Origin of the sequence: Lunatimonas lonarensis, from assembly GCF_000390185.1 — a bacterium.
Taxonomy (GTDB): Bacteria; Bacteroidota; Bacteroidia; order Cytophagales; family Cyclobacteriaceae; genus Lunatimonas; species Lunatimonas lonarensis.
In genome coordinates this window covers 94,076-108,734 of record NZ_AQHR01000107.1, presented here as the reverse complement: position 1 = coordinate 108,734, position 14,659 = coordinate 94,076, and the positions used below count along the sequence as shown (strand labels likewise).

Genomic DNA, 14,659 nt, shown 5'->3' with positions numbered 1-14,659 from the left:
GGTATTCCCGTTATTGGTTTAATGTAGTGTGATGGTCAGCTTGGCAGGTGGATGCGGAATAGTCAGCGTTCGGGTATCCTCGCATTGATGGTACGGGTGCCGATTGTCTGGAAATGGATCAAAATCGCTGATCCGATCCAAGAATGAGACATCCTCTTTTTCTAACTTCTTCATAACCTCCCCCACGCTAGCTTGGTTTTCCCCAAATCCATGGAAATAAATTTTTACCGTATGGAACTTAGATTTGTAGTTGCCGCGGGACTCTTCAAAAATAAGCACTTTGTGTGAATGGTCAAATAACAAATTTCTTTTGAAATAGGCATTATTTCTATAGTCCAACGTGCTTCCATCATCCTCGTAGTGGAGATGATTGCTCGTGCCTGATCCATGATATACATGCAAATGGAGAATTCCGTCGTGGGCTTCTCCTGTATGGTTTACAGGTTCCTGCAGAGCCACGATACTCCCGGCTTTCACGAATACGGGGAGGTAGCTCAGTGGACATTCCCAATAACAGACCTGATTGCCGTCTACGGGTTGGGAGTTGAACAAATAGTACCATTTCCCTTCGGGCAGAAAGACCTTGGTGACGGGCCGAAAACTTTCGACCGGAACCACCAAAAATTTATCACAAAACAGGTATTGATTATCGAAGGGCCCTTGGAAAACCCGATCATCAAAGGCGTAGTCAATGGCGAGGCTTTTAGCTACAGGAAGCCCGCTGGAGCAACTTTTGTAGAAAGCGGCATAAATGGTCGGAAGAAGCTTGTATCGCAATCGGATGTAGTTTTTCGCGATTTCTTCGACTTCCTCTCCAAATGACCACGGCTCGGAATCGTTGCTGTTGATCATAGAATGCGCTCTGAATAGCGGCGAAAAGGCACCAAGACTGATCCATCTGGCAAATAGCTTTGGGTTGGTGTTCCCCGCAAAACCGCCTACGTCAAAACCGGAAAAAGAAACACCGCTCAATCCCAGGCTGTTTACCAGTCGGATCCCCGCCAGCATGTGCTCGTCGGAGGCCACATTGTCTCCGGTCCATACGGCTGCATCCCGTTGGATACCGGCATATCCGGATCGTGAGAGAACAAAAGGTCTTTTATTATCCGCATGTTGCAGTGATCCTTCCCGAGTACTTCGGGCCATCTGCATGCCGTATATGTTTCGTGCCTTGCGGTGACTGCACTGTTCTCCCTCAAAGTGAAACTCAATGATGTTTGGCATGTGCTGGCCCCAAGTGGCAGGTTCGTTCATGTCTGTCCAGAAGCCGTCTACTCCCAAGGAGCTGTAAAAGGAGAGTTTGTTCGCCCACCACGCCCTCGCAGCCGGGTTGGTGAAATCAGGAAAGGCACACCAGCCCGGCCAGACGTGTCCTTCGTACGGCACTTGATCCGGATAACGTATAAAAAGCCCTTGCTCAATCCCTTCCAAATAGGGAGCGTAATTTGGATCATTTTTAATGCCGGGATCCAGTATTACCACCACCTTAAATCCACGTTCCTTCAGACTTTTGATCATAGCAGCCGGATCAGGAAAGGTTTTGCCGTCAAAGGTAAACACCTTGTATTTTTCCATGTGATGGATGTCCAAATAGATCACGTCAGCAGGAATTTCTTTTTCGCGGAAAGTTTCTGCCAATCGTAGCACCTCGCGATCCGGGTAATAGGAATAACGGCATTGTTGGTATCCCAATGACCATAGGGGTGGCATCTCCATTCTGCCAGTAAGCTGGGTATAGGCCTGAATGATGGATGCCACGGAGTCTTCGTGGAAAAAATAATAGTCCAAGTCGCCATCCTCTGCGCTGAAATAGCTGAACCGGTTGTTACTGGCTCCAAAATTGAAGACCGATTTATGGGGGTTGTCGAAGAATATGCCGTAGGCTTTTCCTCCGTTTAGTCCGATATAGAAAGGGACTGAGAGGTATAAGGGGTCAGCATCAATGCCGTACCCGAAGCTGTCCGTATTCCAGTTGGTGTAGGCTTTTCCCCAGCGGTTCAGCCCTCCGGTCTTTTCACCTAACCCAATAAATTTTTCCCAAGGCTGCAGCTTTTTATAGCAGCTCACTTCTGTTCCCAACCAGTTGATACCGATGGCTGGATCGTCCTCACAGAGTACTTTACCCTGAGGGGTTGCAAAGGACAGCGAAAAGCATTCTCGGGAAATGGTTACGGTCATCTTCTTGGTAGATAACCACAGGATGTCAGGCGAGGAGCGAAACTCAAACAAGCCAGATACAGGTTTGGCGATGACGGCATAGGGATTGGGAGAAAAGGCCTCGTGGCGACTCACTTGCACGCGTATAGTGTGATCTGCATAGACCTGAATCGCAAAAATGGCATCTTCCGTGTGACCGGTTATTCCATAGGGTGTTACTTCCCAATTTCTGATAGGCCCCGGGGAGATGATGGTGTGTTGCTGCGTTACCGGTATCATAGGCAATGAATGGGTTTACATTGTTTAAATGCGATTTAGATGCGATGATTTGGTGTTGTAATTCGTACTAGTTGGCCCCAAGTTAGCGAGTTAAATGAAAGTAAAAAATTCGCCCACACTGCCGTAGAGGGTGATTAATAGCGTTTTCTGGTGGTTTTAAGTAAAAAGACTTGAACGCGGTGCATTTCAATCGTTTGCATAAAAACCGGCAAAAAAATCAACATTTTTTTGGGTGGGAACTTCGTCGAGGTATCAATTCAGTCTTTAAAACCGTCGTTCCCGCTTCATAGCTTTCCGTTTCTATGAAGTTGAGCAGCTTTTTGGTGGCGGCTTCTCCCATCAAAAACCCTGGCTGCATTACCGAGGACATAGGCGGTTCTATCATACTGCTAAACTGCCAATTGCTGAATCCGACTACACCGACCTCTCCCGGAACTTGTATGCCAAGTTCCTTCAGGGCCTGTATTCCTCCCGCAGCGGCAACGTCATTGGATGCGAAAATACCATCTGGGCGATCTGGTTGGGAAAACACCTCCAGGCAAATGGCCACGCTTTCTTCGACAGTGCCACTTGGACACTCAATTACCCGGGCATCTGGGTGGTGGATACCGGCGTCCTTCATAGCCTGTTGATACCCTGCCCGACGGTTTTGGCTGATTGCCAGGTTTAGGGGCCCTGCCAAATGGAGAATGTCTCTATATCCCTGCGAAATCAGGTGTTTCGTTGCGTCATGGGCACCTTGAAAATCGTCCACGATTACGTTGGCCGTCGTTGCTAATTTGGGAATCCTATCAAAAAAAACGATCGGGAAATGGTTGTCCAGAAGCGTTTGAAAATGGTTAAAATCTTCGGTGTTTCTGGAGTGGCTTACCAGTAATCCATCGATTTGGTTGGAGACCATCGTTTCCACCATCTTTACCTCTCGGCTATAATCTTCGTTGGTTTGGCAAAGGATGACATTATACCCGTTTGCAATGGCTGCTTCTTCTATTCCACTTATTACCGTAGAGAAGAAAAAGTGGACCACCTCCGGTATGATAACCCCTAGTGTATAGGAGCGTCTTTTGCGCAGGCTCAATGCAACGGCGTTGGGGCGGTAATTCAGTGCTTCAGCGAGTTGCTTCACCTTGGCTTTGGTTTCCTCACTGATCCCGGGGTAGTCTTTCAGTGCCCGTGATACCGTGGACGGTGAAACCTTCAGCGCCTTGGCAATGTCTTTGATGGTGCTTTGCCCTGTTTTCATGTGTTTATAATTGTTTTTCAATGGTCAGGTCCTGTCCCAGTTTATAGGGAAGGAATCCCTGCCTTCCGGAAGTAAGGATCGATTTCATATGTAGTATTTTATCAAGATTTACCTGATTTCTGATGGTTGTGTTTGGCCTACCCAAGATAGGTAAGTTTTTGATTCAGTTGGGGGAGACAGAGCCATTTGTTGGCCAATTTTTAGAAAATTTTTGAGTTTACGCAAACGTTTGCGGTTTCGTTTGCATAAAAATTCTCGGTCCTAGCGTCTGAAATAATCTGATTTTGTCACTTGCATTCGTCAAAAAAATGGTAAACTCATTTATAGAATCTCAGATCCGGAGTCTACTGATACAGTACTATTGTAATAATAGCTGTAAAAAATAGTGATATTTCGATTGAGTTTTCTTGTTAATTAATGAAGTAAATCCAACCATAACTTACATGAGAAAAGTAAACACCCCCATACCTATTCTGGTATGCTTTCTGGGAATATTTTTAAGCTTACAGGCCTATTCCCAAAACAGAACCGTCACGGGGCAGGTAACTGATGCTGATTCAGGAGAAGAACTCCCCTTTGTCAATGTGCTGATCAAAGGTTCCTCTACGGGTACCACCACCGATATAGATGGAACCTATTCGATCGAAGTGCCCTCGTCAGAAGCCACCTTATTGTTTTCATTTATAGGCTTTCAACCACAGGAGGTGGTAGTGGGTAACCGGTCCATTGTCGATGTGTCCCTACAGGGGGCATTAAAGCAATTGGACGAAGTGGTGGTAGTGGGCTATGGTACCCAACGGAAAGCGGATATCACCGGTTCGGTAGGATCTGTGACAAGAGAAGACTTTAACGTGGGACAGGTCACCAACGCCGAGCAGTTGATCACCGGTAAAGTGGCCGGTGTACAAATCACTCCAAACGGGGGACGACCTGGATCTGGAGGACGTATTCGAATTCGCGGGGGATCTTCCCTCAATGCCACCAATGACCCCTTGATCGTAATTGATGGTGTGCCATTGGACAACTCCGGCGTGTCGGGAACCTCCAACCCGCTGAACTTCTTGAACCCAAACGATATCGAGGCCATGGACATCCTCAAAGATGCGTCGGCAACGGCGATCTATGGTTCCAGGGCTTCCAATGGAGTTATACTAATCACCACCAAGAAAGGGAAAAAGGGCCAGCCTACCCGTGTCAGTGTGAGTACGTTGGCCTCAGTTTCGCAGCCAACCCGACTGATCAACGTGTTGGATGCGGAGCAGTTCCGCGAGGCAGCAATGACGCATACCACGCCACAACAGCAGGCCCTGATGGGAGACGCCAACACCGATTGGCAACGTGAGATTTATCAAAACGCGCTTGCATTCGATAACAATGTAAGTGTATCCGGTGCGATTAGGGATATGCCGTTTCGCGTAAGCGCTGGTTACCTGCACCAGGATGGGATACTTAAGACTGATAACATCGAGCGAACTACAGCGGGTCTTTCACTATCGCCCTCGTTATTTGGTGACCAGCTTAAAGTAAACTTGAATTTGAAAGGTGTGCACACCAAAAGCCGGTTTGCGGATCAGGGAGCCATTGGAGCGGCTGTGGTGTTTGATCCTACCCAGCCGGTGTATGACCCGGAAGGGATCGGTGGGTATTGGGAGTGGCGAAACGCCAATGGGACGCCCCAAACCTTGGCACCCAGAAATCCGCTGGGACTTTTGGAACAGCGAGACGACCTAGGCGAGGTACAGCGAAGTATCGGAAACCTTCAACTGGACTACGCTATCCCGTTTGTAACTGGTCTGAAGGCCAACCTAAACCTAGGTTACGATATCAGTCAAAGTAGTGGAAGAACCTATATTCCCTCTACCGCAGCGGCTGGTATCAATGAAGGAGGTTCCATAGCCGTTTATGAACAGTATAAACAAAACCTTCTTTCAGACTTTTATTTTAGCTATGCCGGAAACTTCGAGCGCTATGGTAGACTGGATGCTACGCTGGGTTATTCCTTTCAGGATTTTTTGGTAAAGAACCCCACGTTTGACAGGCTTAACGAAGCCGGTGATGTGCTGACGCCCGCTGGCGTTGAGACCAGGCCTCAAAATAGGCTGATCTCCTATTTTGGTAGAGTAAATTACAGCCTTTCAGATAAATACCTCTTAACTGCCACGGTTAGGTACGACGGTTCTTCCCGGTTTAGCCCAGAGACAAGGTGGGGGGTATTCCCGTCCCTTGCGGCTGCGTGGAGAATCAGCGAAGAGGACATCCTGAAAGACAATACAACCCTTACGGACCTTAAGTTGCGACTGGGGTATGGAGTAACCGGGCAGCAGGACATAGGTTCCTTTTTTCCGTTTCTTCCCAGGTATACCCTCAGCGACGATGCTGCAAGGTACCGATTTGGTGAAACCTATTATACTATGCTTCGTCCCGAGGGATACGATAGGAACATCAAATGGGAGGAAACAGTAACCTATAATGCAGGATTGGATTTTGAATTGTTTGACGGCAGGGGATACGGAAGTTTGGACTACTATTTCAAGCGCACCAATGACTTGCTTGCAGTTATCCCGGTTCCCGCAGGCACCAACCTGACCAATCTGCTTTTTACCAATGTGGGAAACATCGAGAACCGGGGGCTTGAGGCTTCTTTTACCTATAACATTGTCCGAACTCCGTCCTTTTCTTGGAACTTGGGGGCTAATTTTACCTACAACCGAAATACCATTATTAGCCTAAGTAATGTGGAGGAGGATGCCGTAGGTATCTTGGTGGGAGGAATCTCAGGTGGTACCGGCAATACCGTGCAGGTTCATACCGTGGGCTTTCAGCCCTCCTCCTTTTTTGTATGGCAGCAAGTGTACGACCAAACTGGGGCTCCGGTCGAAAACCTGTATGTGGACCGAAACGGCGACGGGATAATCAATGAGCAAGATCTCTTTCGGGATGGTTTTCCAGACGCCCGTTATTTTTTCGGAATCAACTCCAAGATGAAATACAAGCAGTGGGATTTGGGATTTGTACTGAGGGGCAATCTGGGGGCAAAGGCCTACAACAACGTCGCCTCAGCAAACGGAGCATACCAAAACCTCCGATTTCCGGATTACCTAGCGAACATGCATGCAAGCGTATTGAACACCAATTTTCAAACCCAGCGCTTGCGTTCCAACTATTACCTGGAGGATGCTTCTTTTCTGCGAATGGAGAACATCAGCCTCGGTTACAATTTTGGCAGCCTGAACCAGAAAGGGTATACGCTGCAAGTAAATGCGACGGTCCAAAATGCATTTGTGATCACCAATTATCAAGGTGTGGATCCAGAGATACCCGGAGGAATCGACAACAACTTTTATCCACTTCCACGCATTGTGTCGCTGGGTTTAAATCTGGGCTTTTAACATAAACCTGAAACTACTATGAAACTATCAATCGTATATAAATGGATTGGAATCGGGGCCATTGTCGCCTCGCTAGGTGCCTGTAATGACTTAGACCTAGAACCCTACAATGAAGTGACTTCTCTGCAAGTGTATGAGGATTTTTCCAATTACAAGTCCGTGCTTGCCAAGATCTATGGCGGCCTGGCCCTTAGCGGTCAGCAGGGTCCGGCAGGTAGAGGAGATATTGGTGGTCAAGACGAGGGTGCTTCCACCTACCTGCGCGCGCTATGGAAGCTACAGCAGCTTCCCACAGACGAGGCAATCATTGGCTGGAACGACGAAGGACTGCCCACGCTGAATACAATGACCTGGTCATCGGACAATGGCTTTATTGCCGCTATGTACTACCGGATTTTTTACCAGATTACGCTGGCAAATGAGTATATACGGGAACTCAGCGACGAAAACCTCACAGCGAGGGGGATTGCTGGTGGAGACAGGGATCAAGCGGTGCTTTTCCGAAATGAGGCCAGGTTTCTACGGGCATTGAGCTATTACCACGCCCTGGATCTTTACGGCAACGTCCCTTTCGTGACCGAGGAAAATCCAGTTGGATCATTTTTCCCCTCCCAGATAGAGAGAGGAGATTTGTTTTCCTATATTGAAGGAGAGTTGTTGGAGATTATTCCCCAACTGGTGGCACCGAGGCAGAATGAATATGCGCGGGCAGACCAAGCAGCCGCCATGATGTTGTTGGCTAAGCTATACCTAAATGCGGAGGTATATGCGGGAGAAAACCGCTATACGGATGCAATCACCTATTTGGGCCAGGTCATCGATGCGGGTTTTTCCCTCGAACCTAACTACGAGCATTTGTTTTTTGCCGACAATGACCTCTCCGGAGAGATTATTTTCCCCATTGCTTTTGATTTGGTGAATACGACTTCCTTTGGAGGAACTACGTTTTTGGTCAATGCAGCGGTGGGAGGCAGTATGAATCGGGAGGATTTTGGTATACCAGGAGGATGGCAGGGCCTTCGGGCGAGACCACAGCTCGTGGACCTTTTCCCAACGACAGATGGAGCAACCGATAGCCGAGGCCGCTTCCATACCGATGGCCAGCAGAAAGAGATTGAGAACATCGGTCAGTTTACGGATGGATACGGCGTGATAAAATTCCGAAATGTAACCCGGCAGGGCGTTCGACCTCCGGGCCCGGTAAATGACCAAGTGTCGGTAGATTTTCCGATGTTTCGACTGGCAGATGCCTTCCTGATGTATGCCGAAGCAGTTTTACGGGGCGGTTCGGGAGGATCTCAGCAAGCTGCTTTGGCCTACATCAACCAGCTGAGAGAGCGGGCTTATGGAGACGCATCCGGGAATATTTCCCAAGCAGAGCTCACGTTGGATTTTATTCTGGACGAGCGTGCCAGGGAACTGAAGTGGGAAGCCCAGCGTCGAACAGACCTGATTCGCTTTGGACGGTTTTCCGGCGGGGCCTATTTATGGCAATGGAAAGGTGGTGATGTCAGCGGAGCTTCCACGCCCGCCTACAGAGACCTGTACCCATTGCCCGCGGCGGATCTTACCGCCAACCCCACACTTACACAAAACCAAGGCTACTAACCTATTGATGCCATGCATGAATACACTTTCTGAGGGAGAAATTCCCGGAACATGTACAAGATTCTCCCCATCATGGCATAAAACAAACTGACCGTTTAAAAACAATTATAAACACATGAAATATCAATTCCATAATTTTCTGTCATTGCTGCTACTGCTGGGCTTACTGGCGTCCTGTGCAGAGGAAGAGCTTGTGATGCTTAGCGCCGAAGCAGCACCACCTACGATCTTAAATCCCGTTGCTGGCAGCACCATCGCGCTCCAGCAGGAGGCCGAATCCGAGAGGATAGCGTTTGAGTTCACACCTGCTGATTTTGGTTTTCAAGCGGCCGTTACTTACGTCCTGCAGGCGGATATTGCAGGCAATAATTTTACGGAGGCCGTAGATATGGGGAGCGGGACAGCCTCACCCATTGAGTTGACTGTGAGGGAATTCAATCAGCGATTGATTCAGCGTGGCTTGACTCCCGAACAAGCGGAAGAAATGGAGTTTAGGGTGGTGGCATCCATAAACCCACTGGTGGAAGCCCGGGCGTCTGAGGCTGTTCTACTGGAAGTGGTAGCCTTTGCGGTTCAATTGCAGTTTCCGCGCCTTTACCTCCCCGGAGATCATCAGGGTTGGGATCCCGCCAACGAGCAGACCGTGATCTATTCAGTAAACTCCGACGGGATCTTCGAGGGGTATGTACATATCCTGACCGGTAACGGGCAGTTTAAGATCAATGAAACGCCAAGCTGGGATGTGAATTTTGGAGACAACGAAGGGAACGGTTCGCTGGATGCCGGAGGGGAAAACCTATCGGTAGCGGGAAGACTGGGCACCTTTTTGCTCAGCGTAAACATGAATGAGCTTACCTATGAAATCGGTCCCAATAGAGTTTGGGGTTTGGTGGGAGATGCCACTCCTGGAGGATGGGATACGGATACGCCGCTGGCGTTTGACGCAGCGCAAAATATCCTTACCTTAACGCTGGATCTGAATGCGGGGAACCTGAAATTCCGGGCTAACAACAGCTGGGATTTCAACTTCGGAGACAACGGGCTGAATGGCCAATTGGACAGTGGCGGAGCGGATATCCCGGTGGAGGAGGCCGGTAATTATACTGTAACGATGGACTGGCGCACACCTGGAGAGGTGACCTATACGCTTAAGAAAAATCCCTAATCCTTATTCCCTGCGGAAGTACACGAAATACGACTGAGATGAAACGACTTCGGCATATCATTACCTTATTCACGTTACCGTTGCTACGTCTTTCGGTCGTGCTTGTGTTTTCCAACTCGTGGTTTTTCGGTTGTTCGCCGCAGGAGCAGGTTAGAACCAAGGAGCAACTGGCCGATCATTGGCCCCGTGCGGGGATTACCTATGAAATTTTTATTCGCTCATTTTATGATTCGGATGGGGATGGTATCGGCGATTTTAACGGAGTCATAGAAAAACTGGACTATGTCAATGAGCTCGGAGCCAACGCAATCTGGTTTATGCCCATCATGCCTTCTCCCAGTTACCACAAATACGACGTGACGGATTACAGGGCGGTGCACCCTGATTACGGTACACTGGATGAGTTCAAGGCCCTGATTCAAGCTGCCCACGACCGGAATATTCGGGTGGTGATCGATTTGATTATCAACCACACCAGTTCAGAGCATCCCTGGTTTTTGGAAGCCAAAAAAGGAAGGGACAACCCTTACCGGGACTACTATGTATGGGCGAGAAATGACACCCTTGCGGCGTATATTGACAAAAAGGAAATCACACTGGATTCAGACAACATTCAGCAGTGGCATGATCCGGGGATGGGGGAGGACTACTACTACGGGTTCTTTTATGGGGGTATGCCCGACTTGAATTTCGATAATCCGCGGGTAAGGGAGGAAGTCTACGATATCGGTCGCTTTTGGCTAGAGGAGGTAGGGGTTGATGGATTTAGGTTGGATGCGGCGAAACATATCTTTCCCGACGAGCGGGCTCCGGACAACCATGCATTTTGGCAGGAATTTCGGCAAAAGATGGAGGAAGTGAAGCCCGACCTGTATTTGGTAGGAGAGGTATACGATAAGAAGGAGATCGTGGCTCCCTATTTGCCCGGGCTACCGGCACTGTTTAATTTTGATTTTCACTATGGGCTGCTGGAGGCGCTTCTTACCCAAGACGGTTCCAGCTTGCCCATAAAGCAGGCGGAAGTGCTTACCTATTACGAAGGTATCACCGATGAATTTATTGACGCTACCATTTCATCCAACCACGATCAACCACGAATTTTGACTTCTTTGGGAGGGGATGTGGAAATGGCCAAGTTGGCAGCAGTGATCTTGCTGAGTATGCCAGGAGCCCCCTACCTGTATTACGGCGAAGAGATTGGTATGCTGGGGGATAAGCCAGACCCGAATATCCGAGAACCTTTTCTGTGGGATGTGGCGGGGAAGGATGCTGGGAGGACTTCCTGGATTGACCCAGTATTCAGTACCGATGAGACCGTCACACCCCTTGCGATTCAACGGGAGGATGCGGAAAGTATGTTCTCCCATTACAAAGACATCATACGGCTTAGAAACAGCGATAAGGTACTGGCATTGGGTTCGCTAAAGCCGAGCGGGGACGGCTTGCCAACCCAAGTGATGGCTTATGAGAGGGAGTTTGAGGGGGAGATCCGATGGGTCTTTCATAATTTGGGAGGCGAGCCGGTAGAAATCGCAAAGCCAAAGGAAGCTACGGGCCCGGTCTACACCTTTAATAGGGCTCAACTTAATGGGTCCCAAATTCAGTTGCCCTCACGGTCATCTTTGATTTTAAAATAAAAGGAACTAGAAGTATTCTAAAAGAGGAATGTTTCAGCACCGATTAAGTAGGTATTCCGATTACTATTGATCCACAAAGTTTAGAATTCTTCTTTTGTAGTCAGCTTTGTTAGGACATCTCCAGATTTTTTCCCGTCCTGAGAATAAACAACGTTGGTCATGAGAAATTTTCTACTTGCTGGCGTAGTCCTCATGCTCTTTTCGTGTGGCGAAGATCAAGCCGATCCGTATGTGGGCTTTTTACGGTGCCGGGCCGGTCAACGGCTTTGGCGGAGCGTATCAGGTAGGTGAGAAGGAGGGTGAAATCCGATCAAACGGCCGGATTGGCCAGACATTCGTCGGCTCCACAAAAGCAATGATGGATTTTGAAAGTAACTATTTTTCGGCCCTCCGTTCGATGTATCGGTTTTCGATTGATAGAAACCTCCTCACCATCGGTTTTGGTGATGGTAGCAAAGAAATGGTGTTTGCGCTAATCGATCTGCCTCAAAACCAGCTATTTTCCGTACAACCGGAAGGATCGAACATGCAGGAAGTGCCGAAGTGATGCGAGGCGACTTGGATTATATTTGCGATTCATCCCATTTTACCCCTAATCGTTCACCCAATTCCCTGAGGTCGTCGACTACGGCGGGGAGCAGCGGAATACCTTCCCTTCTTCGAACTTCTTCCAATTCCCGCTCGGGATCTCCGGGAATGACCACTTTTTCTTGGCCTTCCACCGGTTTGGCCTCCCGAAAGCGCCCGATCCAGGTATCCATATGCGATTTGAATTCATCGGCGGGTCGGAAGGCGTCTACCCGCATGGCACCGAAGAAATGTCCCAGTCCTTCACCCACGGGATGGGGATGTGGTTCCAAAAAGGCCACAAACGGCGGCACCCAAGGGCCGTAGTTTGCCCCGGAGAGCACGGCCGAGAAAATATCGACCACGGCTCCGAGGCCATACCCTTTGTGGGAGCCGTGTTCCCGGTCTCCGCCCAAGGGTAGGAGCGCTCCCCCGTCCTTCACCCCGTTGGGGCTGGTAGTTGGGTTGCCGTCTTTGTCCTGGATCCACCCGTAGGGAGCTTCTTGCTGTTTACGTTGTAGGATTTCCAATTTGCCGTTGGCCGCAGTAGTAGTGGCCATATCCAGCACAAATGGAGGCTGGGTTGCGGCGGGAATGGCCACGGATATCGGGTTGGTTCCCAATAGCCGCTCCTTGGAAAAAGTGGGGCTTACCAGTGGGCTGGCATTGGTAAGGGATATACCGATCATGTCGTGGGTTAGGGCCTGCATGGCATGGAAGCCTGCAATACCGTAATGGTTGGAGTTCCTTACGGAAACCCAGCCTGTGCCTGCTGTTTTGGCCTTTTCGATGGCCACCTGCATGGCATAAGGGGCGACGACCAGGCCTAATCCTCCGTCACCGTCCACCACTGCCGTGCTGGGGGTTTCGTGCACGATGCTAACGTTCGGCTGTGCGTTTATGCGGTTTTTTTCCCAGAGCCGCACGTATCCCGAAAGGCGGGCAACCCCATGGGAATCAACCCCCCTAAGATCGGCAGACAGCAGAACCTCTGTCGCGGTGTGTGCATCCGCTGGAGAGCAACCCATACGTAAAAGAACCTCACAGGTGAATTGTTCCAAAAAGGGAAGGGGATATTGTTTCATTTTACTGCATCAAAGGTTTCGGATTTGGGTCGTAAAGTTGCAGAAAAAAATAAAACAACGGTGAAAAAAGCAGTATTCTTATGACCCACGGTAGCTCGAGCCAATCTAGGCAGGCCTTGCGAATTGGGGGGGATTGCTTTGCGCGGCTAGTTGCAAAAGTTCAGCAATAGCTCCTTCCTTCAGTGAATACGTGGAACAATATAGGAAGTCGGTTTCCACCATCTTCAGGACGTGGCGAATCAGGCAAGAGGCCACTACGATCATATCTACCCGCATCGGAATCATTCCCTTGATTTGGAGCCTCGCCATTTTGTTGAGGCTGACCAGTTGCGAGGCAATGTCCTGAAAACTGGTAACGGGTATGGAATAGGTGCTTTGTCGCGTGAATTTATAATCCGTTTGCCTAGCTAGATAAATGTCCGTTAGGGTATCAAAGGTGCCCGAAGCACCCACAAGCCTTTGAGGCTTATGGTTTGCTATTGCCTGTGTTAGGGGGGTCAATTTTTCCTGTAAAAATCCGTAGAGCCTTGCCATTTCCCCTGGAGCAATCGGGTCATGGGCATGGAATTGATCCAGCATGCGCTGCCCTCCAATCTCAAAGCTCTGCTTCCAAAAGACCCTATCTTCGTTGCCAATGATAAACTCCACCGATCCTCCGCCAATGTCCATCATTAGGGTCGTTTCTTTAGTTAAGCTACCACTGAGTCGGATTCCTTTGTAGATCAGCTCAGCCTCCCGGTTTCCGTCGATCACGTCCACGTCTATGCCCAGCTTGTCCCAAACTTCTTGGACAAAGGAAGCGCCATTGGTGGCATTCCGAACTGCACTGGTAGCAAAAGCAGCCACGTGGCGGATATTTTCACCGCTGATCAAATTCGAAAAATGGGTTAGGGTATGGAAGGCCCTCCGCTTTGCTTCTGGAAGTATCACTTGATGTGAGATACCTCCTTCCCCCAGTTTTACGGGAATCTTTTCTTTGTACACCGTACGGAATCCATCACCATCCAATTCTACCATCAGTAGATGAAAGGTGTTTGTTCCCATATCGATGACTGCAGCCTTTTGTCCCATGTCCCATTTTTAATGGTGCGAATATAGAAAGTTTATTTAATTACCCTATATCGATCTCCTCTTTCTAGTTTCAAAAATGAACTATACCCTATAGTACGCCATCATTCATCGGAAAGTTATTATCAAACATCGGTTTGGTTATATTGTTGACGAAGGTTTTCGGTAGTCTCCAACTGCCGTTTTTTTGTCGTAAAACGCTGGGGCTGCGAAAAATGTTAATGGACGGGTTTATTTGTTTTGCTGGCATTTTTCTAGCTGATAGGGGCTGCCTATATTTGGTCAACCAACCAGGCATAGGCCGGGGATCTAGCAAAGAAGGGGTATTGGGGGCCATGGGAAAGAATAGTAAGTTTGAAGAACAAATTATAAACACATGAAATCGAGCATGACGTAGCCGTCACACACCGGGATGCCCCGATAGCTATCGGGGAATTCAGGCGAAATTCCATCCCGATAAA

General features: G+C 49.0%; 9 protein-coding genes. 5 read left to right on the top strand and 4 right to left on the bottom strand.

The genetic code is table 11. The features are described 5' to 3' along the window. Positions 1 to 18 precede the first annotated feature (18 nt). Both ADIS_RS18740 and ADIS_RS18735 read right to left on the bottom strand, forming a co-directional pair. Entirely contained in the window at positions 19 to 2,436 is a 2,418-nt protein-coding gene (locus ADIS_RS18740; RefSeq protein ID WP_010856259.1) for a glycoside hydrolase family 31 protein, read from the bottom strand. A 217-nt stretch (positions 2,437 to 2,653) separates the two neighbouring features. Continuing rightward, complete coding sequence (locus ADIS_RS18735) at positions 2,654 to 3,679, bottom strand: LacI family DNA-binding transcriptional regulator (RefSeq protein WP_010856258.1); 1,026 nt, start codon at positions 3,677 to 3,679, stop codon at positions 2,654 to 2,656. Positions 3,680 to 4,122: 443 nt separating this feature from the next. On the opposite strand from ADIS_RS18735, the gene ADIS_RS18730 reads away from it, so the two are divergent. The 5 genes from ADIS_RS18730 (at position 4,123) to ADIS_RS18710 (ending at position 12,025) form a co-directional block, all read left to right on the top strand. Then, positions 4,123 to 7,068 carry a SusC/RagA family TonB-linked outer membrane protein gene (locus tag ADIS_RS18730; RefSeq protein WP_010856256.1) on the top strand — a complete coding sequence of 982 codons (2,946 nt, stop codon included), beginning with the start codon at positions 4,123 to 4,125 and terminating at the stop codon, positions 7,066 to 7,068. Positions 7,069 to 7,086: 18 nt separating this feature from the next. Next, entirely contained in the window at positions 7,087 to 8,676 is a 1,590-nt protein-coding gene (locus ADIS_RS18725; RefSeq protein WP_010856255.1) for a RagB/SusD family nutrient uptake outer membrane protein, read from the top strand. A 115-nt stretch (positions 8,677 to 8,791) separates the two neighbouring features. Then, positions 8,792 to 9,841, top strand: coding sequence for a SusE domain-containing protein (locus ADIS_RS18720; protein WP_010856254.1), 1,050 nt, complete (start codon positions 8,792 to 8,794; stop codon positions 9,839 to 9,841). 38 nt (positions 9,842 to 9,879) lie between these two features. Continuing rightward, positions 9,880 to 11,478: an alpha-amylase family glycosyl hydrolase gene (locus ADIS_RS18715; protein WP_010856253.1), complete on the top strand. Its 1,599-nt coding sequence runs from the start codon at positions 9,880 to 9,882 to the stop codon at positions 11,476 to 11,478. 205 nt (positions 11,479 to 11,683) lie between these two features. Next, the gene (locus ADIS_RS18710) at positions 11,684 to 12,025 is read left to right on the top strand and encodes an META domain-containing protein (RefSeq protein WP_155907614.1); all 342 of its coding nucleotides are present in this window, start codon (positions 11,684 to 11,686) and stop codon (positions 12,023 to 12,025) included. Positions 12,026 to 12,041: 16 nt separating this feature from the next. On the opposite strand, the gene ADIS_RS18705 is transcribed toward ADIS_RS18710, so the two are convergent. Beyond that, on the bottom strand, positions 12,042 to 13,130 hold the full coding sequence (locus tag ADIS_RS18705) for an Ldh family oxidoreductase (protein ID WP_035806956.1): 1,089 nt from the start codon (positions 13,128 to 13,130) through the stop codon (positions 12,042 to 12,044). Positions 13,131 to 13,235: 105 nt separating this feature from the next. Next, positions 13,236 to 14,201, bottom strand: coding sequence for a Ppx/GppA phosphatase family protein (locus ADIS_RS18700; protein WP_010856249.1), 966 nt, complete (start codon positions 14,199 to 14,201; stop codon positions 13,236 to 13,238). Between the last annotated feature and the right edge of the window lie 458 nt (positions 14,202 to 14,659).

Excerpts from the sequence above, each read along its gene's own strand:
- ADIS_RS18740 (WP_010856259.1), bottom strand. The coding sequence starts at position 2,436 with ATGATACCGGTAACGCAGCAACACACCATCATCTCCCCGGGGCCTATC.
- ADIS_RS18735 (WP_010856258.1), bottom strand. The coding sequence starts at position 3,679 with ATGAAAACAGGGCAAAGCACCATCAAAGACATTGCCAAGGCGCTGAAG.
- ADIS_RS18730 (WP_010856256.1), top strand. The coding sequence starts at position 4,123 with ATGAGAAAAGTAAACACCCCCATACCTATTCTGGTATGCTTTCTGGGA.
- ADIS_RS18725 (WP_010856255.1), top strand. The coding sequence starts at position 7,087 with ATGAAACTATCAATCGTATATAAATGGATTGGAATCGGGGCCATTGTC.
- ADIS_RS18720 (WP_010856254.1), top strand. The coding sequence starts at position 8,792 with ATGAAATATCAATTCCATAATTTTCTGTCATTGCTGCTACTGCTGGGC.
- ADIS_RS18715 (WP_010856253.1), top strand. The coding sequence starts at position 9,880 with ATGAAACGACTTCGGCATATCATTACCTTATTCACGTTACCGTTGCTA.
- ADIS_RS18705 (WP_035806956.1), bottom strand. The coding sequence starts at position 13,130 with ATGAAACAATATCCCCTTCCCTTTTTGGAACAATTCACCTGTGAGGTT.
- ADIS_RS18700 (WP_010856249.1), bottom strand. The coding sequence starts at position 14,201 with ATGGGACAAAAGGCTGCAGTCATCGATATGGGAACAAACACCTTTCAT.